Raw genomic sequence first — 18,791 nt, 5'->3', positions numbered from 1 at the left:
CAGTACTCCGCTGTCAATGGGAATATTTCCCAGCATTTTTAATTCGTTGTATGGTATAATAGCATTCATTTCGAGTGCAAATATACTAATTCCCGTACAGAAAACCAAGAAAAAGTTTATTTTCTGTTCGAAAAATCGTATTTTTTGGAATCTGTTGTATAACGGTATTGCCATTTCTTTGCACCAAATTGTTTTTTTAGTCAACATTTTTATAGATTGCTTTCTGCTTTCAATAAAAAAGTGTATCTTTGTATTGTAATAGCTATGGAATCCTCTTATGCCACACATCATCACATACACTGAAGAGATTGAAGAGCACGGATACTGCCAGCAGCGACCAGAACTGAAGACTGGTGATAAGTATCTGCACGAGGTTGATGGAAAGCAACGCTTGCGTATTGTGCTGTCTGTACGTTTCGACAAATATGTCTGGGAGAATGTTGCACAATGGACAACGGTGATAGAGGAGTATTTCGAGGAGGAATATACATTATGCGTTTTGTCTGTTGACAAGTCAGACGTTCCAGTGTTTGTCGCCCATGGAATGATAGGCGTCCTCACTTGTGATAAAGATAAAATTTGCGGTGAACTCGTTATCCCTCCGAAGGTAAAGGGTACAATTGTTAAGGGTGTTGCCCGATATGGCTTTTTCGAATGTCCGAACTTGACAAAGGTTGTATTTAGTCCCATGGTGGTGATAGCGTATGAATACGCATTTGCAAAAAGTGGTATCGAAGATATGGCTTTTAATGAGGAGGTGGCAGTAATGGTTCATATCACTGCCGTTGATGATTGTGAAAGATTACCGAAGTTTGATAGGATATTCGACAGGCCTTTTCCCGGGTTATACTTGATGCGTGGCGGTGAAATCTTTCAGACATGGGAAGAGAACCTACGCAAAGATCATTTCATTATATAAAAAAGATAATTATCAATTAAAAGTTGCGCCCGACACGGATGAGGGTATATAATATGGAACAATTTAATGCAAAAATAGTGAAAGACCAAGTTGTGCAATGGATTCGTGACTGGTTCGAGGAGAATGGAAAAGGCTGTAATGCCGTGCTCGGCGTGTCGGGTGGCAAGGACAGCAGTGTCGTGGCTGCGCTGTGCGTGGAGGCTTTGGGTAAGGACCGAGTAATCGGCGTGACGATGCCCAACGGCGTGCAGAAGGACATTTCCGACAGTATGCGCCTTATCAACCACCTCGGCATCCGCAACTGCAATGTGAACATCGGCGACACCTGCAACACGCTGATGGCAGCGGTCAAAGAGCAACTGGCGACGCTCGGTGCGGAGGTGAGCAATCAGACCACCATCAACCTGCCGCCACGGGTGCGCATGACGACGCTCTATGCCGTGTCGCAGTCGATGAACGGGCGGGTGGCAAACACGTGCAACCTGTCTGAGGACTGGGTGGGCTACAGCACGCGCTATGGCGATGCTGCCGGCGATTTCGCTCCGCTTGGCGGACTGACCGTGGACGAGGTGATTGCCATCGGAAAGGAACTCGGGCTGCCCATCGACCTTGTGGAGAAGACTCCTTCAGACGGTCTCTGCGGCAAGAGCGACGAGGACAACCTCGGCTTCACTTACGCCACGCTCGACCGTTACATCCGGACGGGTGAGTGCGATGACCCCAAGGTGAAAGCGCTCATCGACGACAAACACGTGAAGAACCTCTTCAAGCTGAAACCGATTCCGCATTTTGAGTATAGGTGTGTTCTATAAATAAGTCGGCAGAAATATTGACAAACTGATGTCGTTCCTTACTTCCGCGACTGTATATTTATGCAAAGACGGAGCGAGTAAAACGGGTTTTGTAAGCTTCTGAAATTCAGTATGTTAGGAGGGGCTTTCCAAAAGTGCCACTTTTGCACTCCAAAAGTTCCCCTTTTAGCTCCTAAAAGTGCCACTTTTGCAAGCTAAAAGTGGCACTTTTGGAAAGCGAAAGTTCAACTGTATATTTATACGTCCTTTTCTGTATGTTTATGCAGGTGCTTTTTCGGTGAGAAATTGCGTTTGTTTTGTCAACGTTTTTCATTCGAAGTTTCGGATTCTCACATCGATTCCCGTTCCGTCAAGTGCAGCTTTCATGGCTTCGCGGTCGGTATCGCCGAAGTGATAGGGGTAGAGCACGCGCGGTTTCACCATGTCGGCTGCCTTTCGGAGTTGTTCGGGTGTCATGGTGTATGGCTGGTTGCATGGCAGGAATGCGATGTCGATGTCTTTCACGTCTTTCATCTCTTCGATGTCTTCGGTGTCGCCTGCAATGTAGATGCGGGTGCCGTCGAGCACGAGGATAAACCCGTTGTCGCGTCCTTTGGGATGGAACTGCAGGTGTCCTTCCGTCGTGTTGTATGCTGGTACGGCATAGACCATGATGTCGTCAGCGAGTTTGAGTGAGTCGCCGTTCGCCATGACTTTTCCTTTTCCGAGAATCTCGGCGGAGTTTTTGTTGGTGACGATGACGGTGCTTTCCTTGCTGAGCGCCTTCACAGCCTCTGCATCGAGATGGTCGTAGTGCTCGTGTGTGATGAGGATGTAGTCAGCTTTCGGAAACTTGTTGTAGTCGGTGTGCGGCGGTTGTGCGTCGATGACGGGATCAACCTGTATTTCCGTGTTGCCGAACGTGATTGCCATGCTGGCATGCTTGATGGGAGTGAATGTGATTTCCTTTCCCGATTTTGTCTTGAATGTATCCATATTGTCTGTTGTTTGTGGTTTGTCTGTTGTCTTGTTTGCCGATGTGCATGCAGCGACGGCAAGGAAGGTCATCAGTGTGAGGATTGTTTTTGTCTTCATGGCAGTAAATATTAGTGTTCAACGATGATGTTTACGTGTTCGTAGCCCATGCCGTTGAGGAGTTTGGTAAACATTTCGACGGCATTTTCTTGTGCTGTTTGGATATTTTCTTTCGTGAGACACCGTTTGAGCATCATGCGCTGTGCTTTCCGGTAGAGGTGTTCCCGGTCTTTCTGTTTCCAGCTTCCCGTTTCGAAGAATGCTTTCGTGCGTGCCTCGTCGATGAAATCTTTGTCGAGCAGTTGGATAGGAGGGAGCACGACTTTGACGGTGTCTTCCACGGTCTGTATCCAGTTGTCTTTCGTTTTGCTCAAGTCGATGCCCAGTCGGATGGTGCCGTAATAGATGCGTATGAGTTGGTCGTCGGAGAAGATGCCTTTGCTGACGGTGTCCACCAGTTCTTCGTCTTCGATGGCGAGAAACTCCCATTGTCCGATGTCCTTTATCTGTTTGATTTGGACGGGTGTGATGTTGATTCGCTTGTCGGCGGCTGTTCCCAATTTCATGCCTCCGCATTTGAAGATAACGAAGAGCACCACGATGACGGCGATGCCAATCGCCATCGTCATTCTTCGGTCATTTAGGTTGTAATATCTCTTGCGTATCATTTTCCTGTCTGTGGCATTTCGGATAGTGTGGTGATATCTTTGTCGGTCAGGTCTTTTCTGAAAGAGATGGTGATGTCCTCTTTCTTATAGCCAAACTTTTCGATAATGGGGATGAGTACGTTTGCGGCACTTTGCCGTGCACGTTCGACGATGCCCATTTTCGGAATGGTCTTGATGATGGCTTGCCGTCCCTGCTGTTCGTAGGCGGTCAGTTCTTCGTCGCTGAAGTTGGAGCGTAGCAGCGCCACATACTCTTTAACCCCCTCCCGGTCTATCTTGCTGCTCGTCAGCGCCACTTGCGGGTCGGGCAGGATAATTTCAATCTTGTCGCCTTCCTGCCTGATGTTTTCAATGGAGAAATTGCTGAAATCCACGAATCCTTTCAGTGTGGCGTTCATCGGAATGGCGATTTTGCGCTCTCCCAATGGGAGGTTGATGCTGAATCGTTTCTCGAAAACAGACCCCTCCAGCTTCAGTTTGTCTTCGTGTGTGACAACTTTGTGGACGAGAAACTCGGTCGTGTAGAGGCGCGAACACTTCTGTACCTGTATCACGAGGAGCGGCAACGAGTCGTTCTTCACGTCGTTACTGTCAGTAGAACCGCCCGAGCATGATGCAAAGAGGCATGCTGCGAGGCAAATGAAAAGGATGACTTTTCTCATAGTCACACATGATTATCTATGCAAAGATAAAATAAAATTTTCATTTATCGAAATTTTACATTATCTTTGTGGGCAAATCATCATGAACGAATTTATGAAACGAATAGCTTTTCTCTGTGTGGTCGCGTTCCTTATCGCAGCATGCGGAAAGAAACAGGAGAGTAGGAACATCATCGTCAGTAAGCAGCAAGTGACGCAGGCTCCCAAGAAGCAGGAGAAGATGGAGGATGTTGATTACAATTGGAATGTGGACTGGGTTGGTTCAACCTACACCGTCTTTGTGCATCGTTTTGCGGACGAGAGCCTTCCGATGGTGGAAGACGAGTATGGAAATAAGTATTACGATAACCGGGTGTCTGTCAAGGTGATTCGCAAGGATGGAAGTGAGTTCTTCAACAAGACATTCTCGAAGACCGATTTCAGCAGCTGTCTCGATGACAATTTCCGTCGGAACGGTGCCTTGCTCGGACTTCTTTTCGTGGAGGCAGTGGGCGATGACCTGAAATTCGGAGGCAGTGTCGGCTCTCCAGACCCGCTGAGCGATGAATATATCCCGCTTGTCATGAAACTGAATCGCATGGGAACGGTACACGTCAGTCGTGACACGGAACTCGACGGGGCAGTTCCTTCTTCACCGAACAGTGCAGGAGAAATGGCTGACGATGACGGCGTGTGACGCTCATTGGGCGTGAAACCGCAGGAATAAATTTGTATAGGGAGCAGCGTCCTTATACATTATTATAATAATAAATGCACGAAAGACCGTATGAGTTGTCTTTCGTGCATTTAAGATGATACCAATTGAGAATTAGAACTTTGCCATTTTAATGGCGACGACAGCACACTCATCGCCTTTGTTTCCCATCGTTCCTCCGCTCCTGTCCTTAGCCTGTTGCAGGTTGTCGGTGGTGAGGAGACCATATACGACGGGAATCTCGCTCGTAGCGTTCAGATGGGCGATGCCGGCTGTAACACCTTGGCAGATGTAGTCGAAGTGTGGCGTTTCCCCTCTGATGACACATCCCAAGATGATGATGGCGTCGTATCCGCCGTTCAGCGTCATTTGATGTGCACCATACACCAACTCGAAACTTCCCGGTACGGTCTTGACGTGAATGTTTTCAGGCAGCGTGCCGTGTTTCTCGAGTGTGTTTACGGTTCCTTCAAGCAGTGCGCCGGTAATCTCTTTGTTCCATTCAGACACGACAATACCGAAGCACATGTTACTGGCGTCAGGCACGGCTTGTGTGTCGTAGTCGGAAAGGTTATGCAGTGATGTTGCCATTATTCAGAAACGAGTTCGATGTATTTGTCAATTTCAGGAGCTGACGGCTGTCCGGTAAATTGATTCACGTCGCCTGTAACAATGGGTGCGTTGACATATTTCTCCTTGATTTCCTGGAACACTTTCAATGCCTCAGCTTTCTTTCCCTGCTCATAGAGAATGATTCCGACTTTCTTGAGTGCCATTGGCGACACTGCGTTGTTTTCTCCGCTTTCCGATGCTTTGTCAGCCAGTTTCACACCTTTGCGATAAGCGTCGATAGCGTCGTCGTAACGTTTTTTGTTGGCGTATGCGTCACCGAGTGCCACTTGGCTCATCGGACTGATAATCAAATCGGATTTCGGGCTGAATTTCTCCAGATAGTTGATGGCTTCATCCCATTTGTCCATCTTTGCATAGCACAATCCGGCATAGTAGTTTGCCAGATTGCCAGCCTCTGTTCCGCTATAGTCGCTTGCCACCTGAATCAGTCCGGGAGCAGTTGCTCCGCTTCCTTTCAGCGCTTTCTCGTATTGCTGTTGAGCGATGAGCTCCTGAGCCGTAGAGATGGCGGTCGATGCCTCTACTGAGCGGCCGGCTTGGTAGTTGTTGTAGAAAATGATTCCTGCAACGATAACAATGATTGCAACGATTGCAGCGATGAGTGCTTTCTTGTATTTCTTGATGAAAGCCTCAGACTTGTTCAGAGCCTCATTCAGTTCGTGAGCGCCCTTGTTTTCTTGTGTTTTTGCCATTTATCTATTATATTATTGTTTAATCCTAAAAAACGTGGCAAAATTACAGATTTTATCCCATATATTGAAATTTATTATCGACTTTTTTCGTTTTTCAACCATAAATCTTCTAACTTTGCAGAAAATTACGTCGGAGATGATTGTCCGGCGAGTAAGCGAAGATGACGAAAGTAAATCTGTCTGAGAGCACATGCATTTAAGGAAAATATCCATCATTAACTATCGAAACATCCGGGCGGCAACGTTGGATTTGTCGTCGAAGATGAATTGTTTCATCGGTCATAACGGTGAAGGGAAGACCAATTTTCTGGATGCAGTCTATTATCTCTCGTTCTGCCGGAGTGCCTACAACCCCGTTGATTCGCAGTTGATTTGTCACGGACAGGACTTTTTCGTGATTGAAGGGGACTATCTGACAGACCATGGTGACGAAGAGAACTTCTACTGTGGAATGAAGCGCGGCACTAAAAAGCAGTTCAAGCATAACAAGAAAAGCTATAAGCGACTTTCACAGCATATCGGTCGGATACCGCTGGTGTTCGTCTCGCCTTCCGATACCCTTTTGATTGAAGGGGGGAGTGATGAGCGACGCCATCTGATGGACGTGGTTATTGCCCAATATGACTATGCTTACATCGAGTCGCTCTCGAACTATAACAAGGCTCTTCAGCAGCGCAATGCACTATTGAAGATGGAAGAAGAGCCGGACCTGTCTCTCATGGAGATTTTGGAACAGCAGATGGCGAAAGAGGGAGAGGTGATTTCTGAAAAACGCAGCCGTTTCATTGAGGAATTGATACCGATGTTCCAGCAAATCTATCAGACCATTTCTACCGGTCACGAGCAGGTGTCGCTGCGCTATGTGTCTCATTGCCAGCGCGGTCCGTTGCTGGATGTCATCCAGCGTGACCGCATGAAGGACCGTGCCGTGGGCTATTCGCTGCATGGCGTTCATCGCGACGACCTCGAAATGCTGATTGACGGCTATCCCATGAAGCGTGAAGGGAGCCAGGGACAGAACAAAACGTTTGTCATCGCCCTGAAACTGGCGCAGTTTGACTTCCTCCGCCGTACGGCAACTCAAACCACACCGCTGCTGCTCTTGGATGATATCTTCGACAAGTTGGATGCCAATCGGGTGGAACAGATAGTCAGGCTCGTCGCCGGAGAAAACTTCGGACAGATATTCATCACCGATACCAATCGGGAGCATCTGGACAAAATACTCGGTGCGGCAGCTTTTGAATACAAGATTTTCACGGTCAGCAAAGGCAACATTGTGCCTCAAAATACTTAAAGCAAAATTATGTTTAGAAGGAAAACGTTAATATTGTCCGACGTGCTTAAGCACTATCTGAGGGAGGAAGGGCTGGAAACGCCCCTGCTTCAGCATCGGCTGATAGAGGCATGGGAAGAGGTTGCCGGAAAGACAGTTGCCAAATATACGACAGAAAAATACATACAGAACCAGACGTTGTTTGTGAAGATTTCCAATCCGGCACTTCGGCAGGACCTTTCCATGATGCGTTCACAGCTCGTTTGCCGTCTGAATGAAAAAGTGGAGAGCATGGTGATTAGCGACATCCGCTTTTTCTGATGCCTGCCTCATCATTTTTAGGTATTTTCCTGCAATTCTTTGGTGATAAGGTTTTTATTACCGATAAATTGTGTAATTTTGCATAGAAATAAAGGATTCGGGCACAGGCAGAATCTATTTGAAAGACAGAGACATGCGTTTATCAGACTTAAAGACAGGAGAGAAGGGAGTCATCGTAAAAGTTCTTGGACATGGTGGCTTCCGGAAGCGTATCGTGGAGATGGGTTTCATTAAAGGAAAAGTGGTACAGGTCCTTTTGAATGCTCCTCTCCAAGACCCGGTGAAATATAAAGTCATGGGCTATGAAGTATCTCTCCGTCATGAGGAAGCAGAGATGATTGAGGTCATTTCGGTTTCAGAAGCGGAAAAACTTCAGCAGGAAGAGTTGATGCAGGCTTCGGATGCTGTGAGGGGTAAACTTGCAGAGGAACGTCCGATGACTGACAAGCAGTTGAAAGCTGCAGCGATGAAGAAACGGCGCATTATCAATGTGGCATTGGTCGGCAATCCGAATTGCGGAAAGACCTCGCTGTTCAACTTCGCCTCCGGTGCCCATGAGCGGGTAGGAAACTATTCCGGAGTGACGGTGGATGCAAAGGAAGGAACGGCATTCTTCGAAGGGTATGAGTTTCGTCTGGTGGATCTTCCGGGAACCTATTCTCTCTCGGCATATAGCCCTGAGGAAATGTATGTGCGCCGGCAGATTATCGACAAGACTCCCGATTTCGTCATCAATGTGATTGATTCGAGCAATCTCGAGCGCAACCTGTATCTGACGACGCAGCTAGTGGACATGAACTTGCGCATGGTTTGTGCGCTCAATATGTTCGACGAGTTGGAAGCGAGAGGCGACAAGCTCGACCTGAGAACGCTGGGAGTGCTCTTCGGCGTGCCGATGATTCCGACGGTGTTCAAGACGGGGAAAGGTGTCGATTTGCTGTTCCACATTATTATAAATATGTATGAGGGGATGGACTTCCTCGACAAGGACGGCAACATCAATCCGGAAGTGGCTCGCGACCTGCAGGAGTGGCATAAGAGTTATGAAGGAAAGCATGGAGGCGACCATGAAGAGGATTACTCGCACGGCACCCGTCCGAACAAAAGCGTATATCGCCACATACACTTGAATCACGGAGTTTATATAGAAGATGCCATCAGCAAACTTTATGAGGAATTGCAGCGGGAGGACAGTCTGCGTCACAAGTATTCCATGCGCTATCTGGCTATCAAATTGCTGGAAATGGATGCGCATGCGGAAAAACTTGTCGGCACGCTGTCGAATGGCAAACAAATACTGGCTGTGCGAGATGCTGCTGCGGCAAACATTCAGAAAGAGCTGAAGGAGGATAGCGAGACGGCGGTGATGAATGCCAAGTATGCTTTCATCCACGGGGCTTTGCAGGAGGCTGGATACGAGGAGGGAACCAAGATGGACACCTATCAGGTGACACATATCTTGGACCATTTCATTACGCATAAGTATTTCGGCTTCCCGCTGTTTTTCGTGCTCATCTTCATGATGTTCTGGGTGACGTTCACGCTGGGACAATATCCGATGGATTGGATAGATACCGGTGTCGCGGCATTGGGCGACTGGGTCGGCAGGGTCATGCCCGACGGTCCGCTGCGCGACATGGTTGTCGATGGCATCATCGCCGGTGTGGGGGCGGTCATCGTATTTCTTCCGCAGATATTGATACTCTATGCTTTCATCTCCTTTATGGAAGACAGTGGCTACATGGCGCGCGCTGCGTTTATCATGGATAGGCTGATGCACAAGATGGGCGTGCATGGAAAGTCGTTTATTCCGCTCATTATGGGCTTCGGCTGCAATGTTCCGGCAGTGATGGCGACGCGCACGATTGAGAGTCGGCGTTCACGGCTGATTACGATGCTGGTGCTCCCACTGATGAGCTGTTCGGCACGCTTGCCGATATACATCATGATTACCAGTACGTTCTTTGCGCTGAAATACCGTTCATGGATTATGATTTCGCTCTATTTCATAGGCATTGTGATGGCTGTACTGATGAGTCGCATCTTCAGCCGGTATGTCGTGAAAGGCGATGACGTCCCATTCGTGATGGAACTGCCGCCATACCGCTTCCCGACAGGAAAGGCGATGTTCCGCCATACGTGGGAGAAAGGGAAGCAGTATCTGAAGAAGATGGGAGGCATCATTCTCGTGGCAAGCGTGATTGTCTGGGCGCTGGGCTATTTCCCTCACCATGAGGAACTGACACCGCAAGAGCAGCAGGAGCAGAGTTATATCGGGCGGATAGGGAAGACCATCGAGCCCGCGTTCCGTGCGCAGGGTTTCGACTGGAAACTGGATGTCGGTTTGCTTGCCGGTGTTGGTGCAAAAGAGATTGTGGCATCCACGATGGGTGTCCTTTATGCAGGCGATGAAACGGTTGCCGATGATGAAGAGGCTGATTCAGTTAAATATGCCAACCTTCATAAAAAGATGTCAGCCGACGGCATCACACCGCTTGTCGCATTCTGTTTCCTTCTGTTCGTCCTGTTGTATTTCCCGTGTATAGCAACCATTGCAGCAATCAAGAACGAGAGCGGTTCGTGGAAGTGGGCGCTCTTCACGGTCATCTATACGACGGGGTTGGCGTGGATCGTCTCGGCTGTGGTCTATCAGGTAGGAAGGCTGATGGGATTTTAGAAAGGGAATGGAATGATACAATATGCAATCATCATCGTTTGTCTGTCGCTTTGCATTGCCTACTTCGTCTGGCATATCCGGAAAGAGGCGAGCGACCCTTGCCGGGGTTGCGATGGCTGTTCGAAGGGAAAGGGCGCGAAAAAATGTCCTTCCGATTCCGATGTAGCGAAAAAATGTTGAAAATATTTGGCTGAACGGAAGAAATGGTGTATCTTTGCATCCGCAAAAGACGATACGGTGCCTTGGATGAGTGGCTTAGTCAACGGTCTGCAAAACCGTCTACGGCGGTTCGAATCCGCCAGGCACCTCTCTGAAAATCGAAAAGGCAGCATCCATGCAAATCGCTGGGTGCTGCCTTTTTTTCGTGAAAAATGTTGTTGTGTTCATGCAAGTTCAACGAAAATAGTCAACAAAACACCCCTGCATAAACATACAGCAAAAGGGGTATAAATATACAGTTGAACTTTCGTTTTCCAAAAGTTGAACTTTTGGCTTCTGAAAGTTCAACTTTTACCTCCTGAAAGTTCAACTTTTAGCGTGCAAAAGTTGAACTTTTGGAAACTGGTTCTTAACTCGCTGAAATACAACGGTTTGCGAGTTGCTCTTTCATCTCGCCACGTCTGTATAAATATACATTTGCGGCAAGATGACGTAACGTGAATGTGGTCAGTAATGGATGCGGTTTTTGGGGGGATGAAAAAGTTCATCAACCCCGTTCGGTGTTATGTCAGGAGGCTGCCAATCGTCGCACGCACCCTTCTCTCCGTGGTCTCCATGCGGACATCTTCTTCAGCATCGGGACTGCCCATATAGACGGAGGGGTTGGTGAAACGCATGTGGGACAGCACCTTTTCGCGTGCAGAGAAATGGAACTCGCGGATTCCCGTCTGCTCGTGAATTTTGCGAATATTTCCCTCGTTTACTCCGCAGCCGGCGAGGATGATGATTCTGTCAGCCGCCTGGTCGTGTAGTTCTTTCAGGAGACTGATACCCTGTTCGGCAGTCGGTTGTGCACCCGACGTGAGAATGCGGTCGAATCCTAAGGAGATAATCTGTTCGAGTGCCTGTCTGGGGTCCCTGCAACGGTCGAAAGCGCGGTGGAAGGTAGTGGAAAGTCCCTCTGAGTGCTCCATCAGCAGGCGGTTTTTCCTCATGTCGATGTCTCCCTCTTCGGTGAGACAGCCGAAGACGACGCCGTCTGCTCCGATTTGGCGTGCCACGTCAATGTCGGCAATCATGCGTTCCATTTCCAGGTCAGAATAGAGGAAGTCTCCTCCGCGTGGGCGGATGATGACGTGCAGTCGGGTTGTGGTGAGCACTTTGCGGGCTGTCACTATCTCGCCGTAGGACGGGGTGGTCCCGCCTTCCGGGATGCCGGCGCAGAGTTCCACGCGATGGGCACCGCCTTTTTGGGCAGCCAGACAACTTTCCACGCTGTTGGCGCAGACCTCAAACTGAAACGTCTTATTTGTCATAAGCAGAATTGATGTAAGCGTGACGGGAGGTCACCGGCTATTCTTCAAACAGATTTTCTATCTCTTTGATTTCGTCTTCATCAAACCAGTCATTCAGTTTCGTGCGGGCTTTTTCCTTGACTTCGTCGGAAACGTCCACCCAAATCTTTTTCAGCACATAGATGAGCACCGCCAAGTCGTCGGTCAGTCCGGCGATGGGGATGGCGTCAGGCATCACGTCGAGCGGGCTTATCAAGTATCCGAGTGCTCCCAGAATGATGGCTTTGTCCTTGATGGATACGCTTTTGCTCTGCAGTGTGTAATACAGAATCAGAGCGGCATATACTAATTTGGCACCGGCTCGTTTGGCGATGCGCGAAATTTTCTCAACAAACTTCTTCTTCGAGAATTTGTCTTTGTATGACATGAAATCGGGTAGTTCCATAGTGTTTTAACCTAATGAGAAGCAAATTTCATTTAATGTAAATCGGTGCAAATGTACAAATTATTTCCAAAATAGCAAAAATAAATTTGGCGGTTCACTTTTTTTAGTGTATTTTCGCAGAAAATAATTGAACTATGAGTGATTTGGAACAAAGAGAACTGGCGGTGAGGCGGGCAATAGCCAAGTACCGCGATGAACCGGATTTTCCCAAGTTTGAGGATTATGGCGGCAGCGATGAATTGTTGGACGACTACTTCTATGCGCAGACACCGCAAGGCACGATGGAAGATGAGAAACGGAAGTTTACGATTTTCGGCGTCCTGCTGATAGTGCCGGTTGCGGTCATGTCGTTTTTCTTTAGAGACGTCATGGAACTTCTTTACGGGCTGCTGATAGGAGGCGTGTTGTCGGCTTTGTATTATCTTTATCTGAGGAACAGGGAAAAACGCCGATGGCAGCGTTTTGAGGATGCGCAGATAGAGAAATATATTGACGATGTCCTGCAATACAAAAGTAAAGAAAATTGAGTGATTCTCAATCAGTTGTAACAGCCCGCAACTCCTTTTGTCATAAGAGTTGCGGGCTGTTTTCTTTGTAGATTCCAGTAGCAAGTGCAAAGTTATGTTATTTTTTTGAAGAATTCAGCAGTAGGTGTGGAAAAGTTTAGTTTTTTTCTTGGCCTACGGTTTATTTTATGTTGTATTCTCTTTATTTGTTCCTCTGAAATATGTTTAAAGTCAGTTCCTTTTGGTATATATTGCCTGATGAGTTTGTTGGTGTTTTCTATGTTTCCTTTCTCCCATGATGAGTATGGATGTGTGAAGAAGATCTTTGTTTTGAGTCTCTCTGCTATGTATTTGTGCTCAGCGAACTCACTTCCGTTGTCTGTGGTAATACTTTTTATCCTTCCTATGTACGGTGTCATCATGGCTACTACGGTTTTTGCCAGCTGCTTTGCGTTTTTCCCGTGTCTGAGTTTTCTCATCATGAAGAAGTCCCGGCTTCTCTCGACAATTGTAACGATTGCCCCTTTTCCGTCCTTTCCGATGATGGTGTCCATTTCGAAATCCCCGAATCGTGTTCCGTCAGCCTCTTCTTCCCTCTGTTCTATCATTACCCTGTCCTTTATGGCAGTATGTGCAGTTTCGGCAGTCCTTCTGATGTTCTTCAGGCGGTGCCTGCAGTGTTTGTAGAGTTCTCCTCCGCACTTGCGGTCAAATCGGATATATTGATAGATGGTTTCTACTGAAACGCACTTTTCTCCATTCCTTTCCATCCATCCCTTGATTTGTTCCGGCGACCACTGCTCACACACCAGGAGTGAGACGATTCTCCTTCGCATATCTATGGAGAACTTGCGGTGTCTCCTCATCCTGTGCTTACGCTCGTCACACTTATGCTGGGCTATACCATAATGGTAATGGTGTGTGCCTTTGTTGCGTTTCAACTCACGATAGACTGTGCTGTAATGCACTCCTATCGTATCAGCGATGTCTTTTATCGCTACATTCTTTTGCCGTAACACGAAAATTGTGTACCTTTGCTGTGAGGTTAGTTGATGATACATCATTACAATACAAAGTTAACTAATCTTTGGGAGACAGCAGTCTCCCTTTTTGCTTTTTTTTTGTATTGCTACTGGTGAATCAATGTCTCGCCGGGGCTGTCTGCCCCTTGCCGACAGCGTTCCACGAGTGTTTTACATGGTTGAGGGCTTACAATTGAAAACCATTTGCACTTCTTATTGGAACTTATGCTTTTGTTGTGAAGCAAAAAAAACAATAAATTTATTTGTACGTTATTTATTTTTTACTATTTTTGTGCCCGAAAACAAAAAAAGATTGTATAATTAAAAAAAAACTGTATGAAACACTATCATGAACAAAAGCCGATGGCTTATCGGCTGTTGTTGATTCTGCTTCTGCTGAGTGTACCTTTCATGGGTATCTGTGCGGAAGGATTATCAGCGAGCAAGACTGCTGCCGTTGATCAGACATCAAAAGTCATTACGGGTAACGTAGTTGACGAGAATGGTGAACCTCTGATTGGTGTCAGCGTGCAAGTGAAAGGTGAAAGCGGACTGGCGGTAACCGACATCGACGGTAACTATCGCGTCACGGTCAATGGTGCTAATCCTACACTTGTCTTCTCTTACATTGGTTTCGCTACTCAGGAAGTCGTGACGAATGGTCGTCAGACCGTGAATGTGACGATGAAGGAAGAAGGCAGATTCATTGAAGAAGTTGTGGTGACCGCTCTCGGCATCAAGCGTGCAGAGAAAGCACTGAGCTACAACGTGCAGAAAGTGGGTGGCGACGAACTCGTGACTGTGAAGAACGCCAACTTCATGAACTCACTCGCCGGTAAGGTGGCTGGTGTGAACATCAATGCCTCTTCAGCCGGTACCGGTGGTGCCACGAAAGTTGTGATGCGCGGTCCGAAGTCAATCAACCAGAGCAACCAGGCCCTTTATGTGGTTGACGGTGTGCCCATTACAAACACCAGCTTTGGTGAAGTGACCAATGGTATCTATTCCGTACAGCCGGGTACTGAAGGCGTTGCCGACATCAACCCTGAGGATATTGAGTCGATTTCCGTGCTCAGTGGTCCCGCTGCTGCAGCCCTCTATGGTTCAGCCGCTGCTCAGGGTGTCATCATGATTACCACGAAGAAAGGTAAGGAAGGCAAAGTCAGCGTGACAGTGTCTAACAGCACGCAGTTCTCAAAGGCTTTCATCATGCCTGAATTCCAGAACTCTTACATCAACCGTCCGAACGAAGTGATGTCTTGGGGCGAGAGAGCTGAGAGTGCTTACGGCAAGTATGAGCCGAAGAACTTCTTCAACACCGGAACGAATATCCAGAACAACGTTTCGTTGACAACGGGTACCGACAAGAACCAGACCTATCTCTCTGTCGGTTCTACCAATGCGAAGGGTATCATTACCAATAGCGGTTACGACCGTTACAACTTCACATTCCGAAACACGACATCGTTCCTGGATGACAAGATGACCCTCGATTTCGGTCTTAACTACATCAAGGAAAAAGACAAGAACCTCATGGCTCAGGGACAGTATTTCAACCCGTTGACAGCACTCTATCTCTTCCCGCGCGGCGAGAGCTTCGATGCTGTGCGTACCTTTGAGGTTTGGGACCCTGCACGCGGCATCTATGTGCAAAACTGGAACTTTGGTGATGCGCTCAACATGCAGAATCCGTACTGGATTGCCAAGCGCATGAACCGCATCAACAAGAAAGACCGTTACATGGTGACCGCATCGCTCCGTTATCAGGTACTCGACTGGCTCGAACTCGCCGGACGTGTTCGCTACGACGATGCACACACCAAGCAGGAAGATATGCGTTATGCTTCTACCATCGACCTGTTTGCACACTCACAGTATGGATTCTACGGATACGACAAGATTGACGACCGTACGTTCTACGGCGACTTGATGGCAAACATCAACAAGACCTTCGGCGACTTCTCGCTCTCGTCAAACATTGGTGTTTCCATGCAGCGCACGAAGTATGACGTCGGTGGTTTCCAAGGCGGACTGAAAGCTCCGGCAAACGTGTTCTCTCCGAATGCTATCGACTATGGAACACCGACCAACGACAACCGTCCTATCTACAACCTGACACGTCACTACATCAACTCGCTGTTTGCCAACGTCGAACTCGGTTGGAAGAGCATGCTCTACTTGACAGTGACAGGACGTAACGACTGGGATTCAGCACTCGACGGAACCGACAACGAGTCGTTCTTCTATCCGTCAGTAGGTTTGTCTGCCATCATCTCACAGATGACAGAGCTGCCGAAATTCATCAACTACTTGAAGGTTCGCGGTTCGTACGCTTCTGTCGGTTCTGCCATCTCGCCGAACATCACGACACCGTGGCGTTACACCTATAACCCGGCATCGCAATCGTACAGCACAGTGACCTATAAGTTCCCGAAGACGTTCTATCCTGAGCGCACCAACTCTTGGGAAGTGGGTCTCACTGCACGTTTCTTCAACAACGATTTGACATTCGACCTGACGCTCTATCAGAGCAACACACGCAAACAGACCTTCCTCCGTCCCATCACGGCAGGTGAAGGATACAATGCAGAGTATGTACAGACAGGTAACATCCGCAACCGCGGTATCGAGCTTGCTATCGGTTACCAGCATCGCTGGGGCGACTTCGCATGGAGCACCAACTTCACTTGGAGTGCTAACCAGAATAAGATTATCGAACTCTATGAGGACAATCCTGATGAGGTCATCTCAAAGGGCGGTTTCAATGGCGCTTCAATTATGCTGAAGAAAGGCGGCACGATGGGTGATGTCTATGTGAGCACCGATTTCAAACGCGACAACGAAGGCAATATCGCACTCGACAATAATGGTAACGTGCAGCGTGTGACGCTCACCAACCCGCTGTATCGTGGTTCTGTTCTTCCGAAGGGAAATCTCGGATTCTCCAACGACTTCACATGGAAGGGCATCAACTTGGGCTTCCTGCTTACAGCACGTCTCGGAGGCATCGTGTTGTCACAGACACAGGCTTACCTCGACGAGTGGGGCGTTTCAAAGGTTTCTGCCGACTGGCGCGACAAGGGTGGCATACCCATCAATACCGGTATGATTGAGGCAGAGAAATATTATAGTGTAGTCGGTGGTAACAACCCGATTTGGTCTGATTATATCTACAGCGCAACCAACGTCCGCCTGCAGGAACTCCATATCGGTTATACTCTGCCGAAGCAGGTACTTGGTTTCGCAACCATGTCTGTCGGTCTGACCGCACACAATCTCTGGATGATTTACAACAAGGCTCCGTTCGATCCTGAATCAGTGGCTTCTACTGGCACTTACTATCAGGGCTTTGACTTCTTCATGCAGCCCAGCCAGCGTTCACTTGGCTTCAACGTGCGTCTGAACTTCTAATGTTACACATTATTTATATATATAAGGAATATGAATATGAAAACGAATAAAATAAAGGGAGGTCTTTCGCTCATCGCTTTTTCAGCGCTGACAATTCTCGCATCTTGTACGGCAGGCTTCGAGGATGCCAACCGTCCAGACGGAAACCTGAGTCGGGAAGACCTTAAAAAGGACAACTATGCTACAGGTTCGTTTATGATTCAGTTGCAGAACGAGGCATTCCCCGAGCAGGAGAACACCTATCAGATGAACGTGGACCTGATTGGAAACTATCTGGGACGTTACATGACGTATGCCAACAATGGTTTCTCCAACAACAACTTTGTGATGATGAACGCGCCTACGGGATGGGCAAACTATCCTTTCAAGGACTGTACGCCGAAGGTGGTTTCTGCTTTTAAGGAAGTGTATGATTATACTGATGGTGAAGGCATCAACTACGCATGGGCACTGATTCTCCGTGCACAGGCATTCCTTCGTCTGACCGATATCTACGGACCTTATCCTATCGGTGCAGAGAGCGATCCGAACGCTTACTCTTCACAGGAGAAAGTATATAAGGAACTCATTCTCGACCTCGATTCAGCTACGAACATTCTCGCTCCGATGGTGGCAGCCGACCCGAACCTGACGGTCAGCGCTGACTACGACCATGTGTATGGCGGCAAGTTTGCCAAGTGGTTGAAGTTCGCTAACTCGTTGAAGCTTCGCATGGCTATCCGCATGCGCTTTGCCGACCCGGCTTATGCTCGTCAGGTGGGTGAGGCTGCAGTGGCTGGTGGCGTGATTACCTCTAACGATGACAACTTGGAGATTACATACGTGCCGAACGGTCAGTACAAGACATCAGTAGAGTGGGGCGACAGCCGTGCTTGTGCCGATATCGAGAGCTACATGAACGGTTATAAGGACCCGCGTATTACGAAATACTTCAAGGCAACAGAGACGGCGGGCGACCGCGCGGTCATCGGATGTCTGGCTGGTGCTGCTATTGGTAACAAGGCAACCGCTATGTCAGTTTATTCAGCTGCCAATATCGAGCAAAACTCACGCGGTGTGTGGATGACTGCTGCCGAGATTACATTCTGCCGCGCTGAAGGCGCACTCGCAGGATGGAGTGGCATGGGCGGAAGCGTTGAAGAACTCTACAACCAGGCTATCCGTCTGTCGTTCGAACAGTGGGGTGCCGGTGGCGTAGATGCTTATCTGCAAGACGCGACCTCTACTCCCGCAGCATACGTAGATGCTGAGGGCGGTTTCGGAAAACCCATGCCGGCAGCAAGCACCATCACCATCAAGTGGGATGAAAGTGCTTCTAACGAGGTGAAACTCGAGCGTCTGATTACCCAGAAGTGGATTGCAGGCTTCCCCAACGGTGATGAAGGTTGGGCAGAGCTCCGCCGCACGGGTTATCCGAAGGTGTTCGACGTAGCACGAAACACGACTATCAAGGTAGCCAACCGCGTGCCGTTCTGTACGGAAGAGCCGATCAACAACAAGGACAACTATGAGAAAGCTGTTCAGTTGCTCGGTGGTGCAGACAATTACACAACCAAACTGTGGTGGCAGAGATAATCAATTAGCA

Annotated in this window: 17 protein-coding genes and 1 tRNA gene; 10 read left to right on the top strand and 8 right to left on the bottom strand. The window is 48.3% G+C overall.

The window, feature by feature from the left end; genetic code table 11:
* Positions 1-277 precede the first annotated feature (277 nt).
* Both GRF55_RS08400 and nadE read left to right on the top strand, forming a co-directional pair.
* Positions 278-919, top strand: a complete 642-nt coding sequence (locus GRF55_RS08400; protein ID WP_220367988.1) for a hypothetical protein — start codon at positions 278-280, stop codon at positions 917-919.
* A 53-nt stretch (positions 920-972) separates the two neighbouring features.
* On the top strand, positions 973-1,731 hold the full coding sequence (nadE, locus tag GRF55_RS08395; protein ID WP_220367987.1) for an NAD(+) synthase: 759 nt from the start codon (positions 973-975) through the stop codon (positions 1,729-1,731).
* Positions 1,732-2,040: 309 nt separating this feature from the next.
* On the opposite strand, the gene GRF55_RS08390 is transcribed toward nadE, so the two are convergent.
* The 3 genes from GRF55_RS08390 to GRF55_RS08380 are packed head-to-tail and all read right to left on the bottom strand — an operon-like array spanning position 2,041 to position 4,075.
* Positions 2,041-2,805 carry an MBL fold metallo-hydrolase gene (locus tag GRF55_RS08390; protein WP_255563769.1) on the bottom strand — a complete coding sequence of 255 codons (765 nt, stop codon included), beginning with the start codon at positions 2,803-2,805 and terminating at the stop codon, positions 2,041-2,043.
* A gap of 11 nt (positions 2,806-2,816) precedes the next feature.
* Positions 2,817-3,413 (bottom strand): DUF4230 domain-containing protein, encoded by a 597-nt coding sequence (locus tag GRF55_RS08385; protein ID WP_220367986.1) that lies wholly within the window; start codon positions 3,411-3,413, stop codon positions 2,817-2,819.
* Complete coding sequence (locus GRF55_RS08380) at positions 3,410-4,075, bottom strand: DUF4230 domain-containing protein (protein ID WP_220367985.1); 666 nt, start codon at positions 4,073-4,075, stop codon at positions 3,410-3,412. The genes GRF55_RS08385 and GRF55_RS08380 overlap by 4 nt, the downstream gene beginning before the upstream one ends.
* Before the next feature lie 94 nt (positions 4,076-4,169).
* Here GRF55_RS08380 and GRF55_RS08375 point away from each other — a divergent pair, with 94 nt between their 5' ends.
* Positions 4,170-4,751, top strand: a complete 582-nt coding sequence (locus GRF55_RS08375) for a DUF4738 domain-containing protein (protein ID WP_220367984.1) — start codon at positions 4,170-4,172, stop codon at positions 4,749-4,751.
* A gap of 132 nt (positions 4,752-4,883) precedes the next feature.
* On the opposite strand, the gene ribH is transcribed toward GRF55_RS08375, so the two are convergent.
* Positions 4,884-5,360: a 6,7-dimethyl-8-ribityllumazine synthase gene (gene ribH / locus GRF55_RS08370; RefSeq protein ID WP_220367983.1), complete on the bottom strand. Its 477-nt coding sequence runs from the start codon at positions 5,358-5,360 to the stop codon at positions 4,884-4,886.
* Complete coding sequence (locus tag GRF55_RS08365) at positions 5,360-6,094, bottom strand: tol-pal system YbgF family protein (RefSeq protein ID WP_220367982.1); 735 nt, start codon at positions 6,092-6,094, stop codon at positions 5,360-5,362. Before GRF55_RS08365 ends, ribH begins: the two co-directional genes overlap by 1 nt.
* Before the next feature lie 190 nt (positions 6,095-6,284).
* Between GRF55_RS08365 and GRF55_RS08360 the strand changes: the two genes are divergently transcribed.
* The 4 genes from GRF55_RS08360 to GRF55_RS08345 all read left to right on the top strand — a co-directional run bounded on the left by GRF55_RS08360 (position 6,285) and on the right by GRF55_RS08345 (position 10,676).
* Positions 6,285-7,391, top strand: a complete 1,107-nt coding sequence (locus GRF55_RS08360) for a DNA replication/repair protein RecF (RefSeq protein WP_220367981.1) — start codon at positions 6,285-6,287, stop codon at positions 7,389-7,391.
* Positions 7,392-7,400: 9 nt separating this feature from the next.
* On the top strand, positions 7,401-7,691 hold the full coding sequence (locus GRF55_RS08355) for a DciA family protein (protein ID WP_220367980.1): 291 nt from the start codon (positions 7,401-7,403) through the stop codon (positions 7,689-7,691).
* A gap of 133 nt (positions 7,692-7,824) precedes the next feature.
* Positions 7,825-10,368 (top strand): ferrous iron transport protein B, encoded by a 2,544-nt coding sequence (feoB, locus tag GRF55_RS08350; RefSeq protein ID WP_220367979.1) that lies wholly within the window; start codon positions 7,825-7,827, stop codon positions 10,366-10,368.
* Between the two features lie 236 nt (positions 10,369-10,604).
* A tRNA-Cys gene (locus GRF55_RS08345) sits at positions 10,605-10,676 on the top strand.
* A 414-nt stretch (positions 10,677-11,090) separates the two neighbouring features.
* On the opposite strand, the gene GRF55_RS08340 is transcribed toward GRF55_RS08345, so the two are convergent.
* The gene (locus GRF55_RS08340) at positions 11,091-11,843 is read right to left on the bottom strand and encodes a copper homeostasis protein CutC (RefSeq protein WP_220367978.1); all 753 of its coding nucleotides are present in this window, start codon (positions 11,841-11,843) and stop codon (positions 11,091-11,093) included.
* Between the two features lie 37 nt (positions 11,844-11,880).
* Positions 11,881-12,267: a YkvA family protein gene (locus GRF55_RS08335; protein WP_220367977.1), complete on the bottom strand. Its 387-nt coding sequence runs from the start codon at positions 12,265-12,267 to the stop codon at positions 11,881-11,883.
* Between the two features lie 134 nt (positions 12,268-12,401).
* Here GRF55_RS08335 and GRF55_RS08330 point away from each other — a divergent pair, with 134 nt between their 5' ends.
* Entirely contained in the window at positions 12,402-12,794 is a 393-nt protein-coding gene (locus GRF55_RS08330) for a hypothetical protein (protein WP_220367976.1), read from the top strand.
* A gap of 92 nt (positions 12,795-12,886) precedes the next feature.
* Here the strand turns inward: GRF55_RS08330 and GRF55_RS08325 are convergent, their stop codons facing one another.
* The gene (locus tag GRF55_RS08325) at positions 12,887-13,834 is read right to left on the bottom strand and encodes an IS30 family transposase (protein WP_220369615.1); all 948 of its coding nucleotides are present in this window, start codon (positions 13,832-13,834) and stop codon (positions 12,887-12,889) included.
* 372 nt (positions 13,835-14,206) lie between these two features.
* Between GRF55_RS08325 and GRF55_RS08320 the strand changes: the two genes are divergently transcribed.
* Positions 14,207-17,206 (top strand): SusC/RagA family TonB-linked outer membrane protein, encoded by a 3,000-nt coding sequence (locus GRF55_RS08320; protein WP_370626763.1) that lies wholly within the window; start codon positions 14,207-14,209, stop codon positions 17,204-17,206.
* 36 nt (positions 17,207-17,242) lie between these two features.
* Entirely contained in the window at positions 17,243-18,781 is a 1,539-nt protein-coding gene (locus tag GRF55_RS08315) for a RagB/SusD family nutrient uptake outer membrane protein (protein ID WP_220367974.1), read from the top strand.
* The last annotated feature ends 10 nt before the right edge of the window (positions 18,782-18,791 follow it).

This window comes from Prevotella sp. Rep29, from assembly GCF_019551475.1.
Taxonomy (GTDB): domain Bacteria; phylum Bacteroidota; class Bacteroidia; order Bacteroidales; family Bacteroidaceae; genus Prevotella.
The sequence above is the reverse complement of the archived record's forward strand: the minus strand, read 5'-3'. Positions and strand labels throughout refer to the sequence as shown.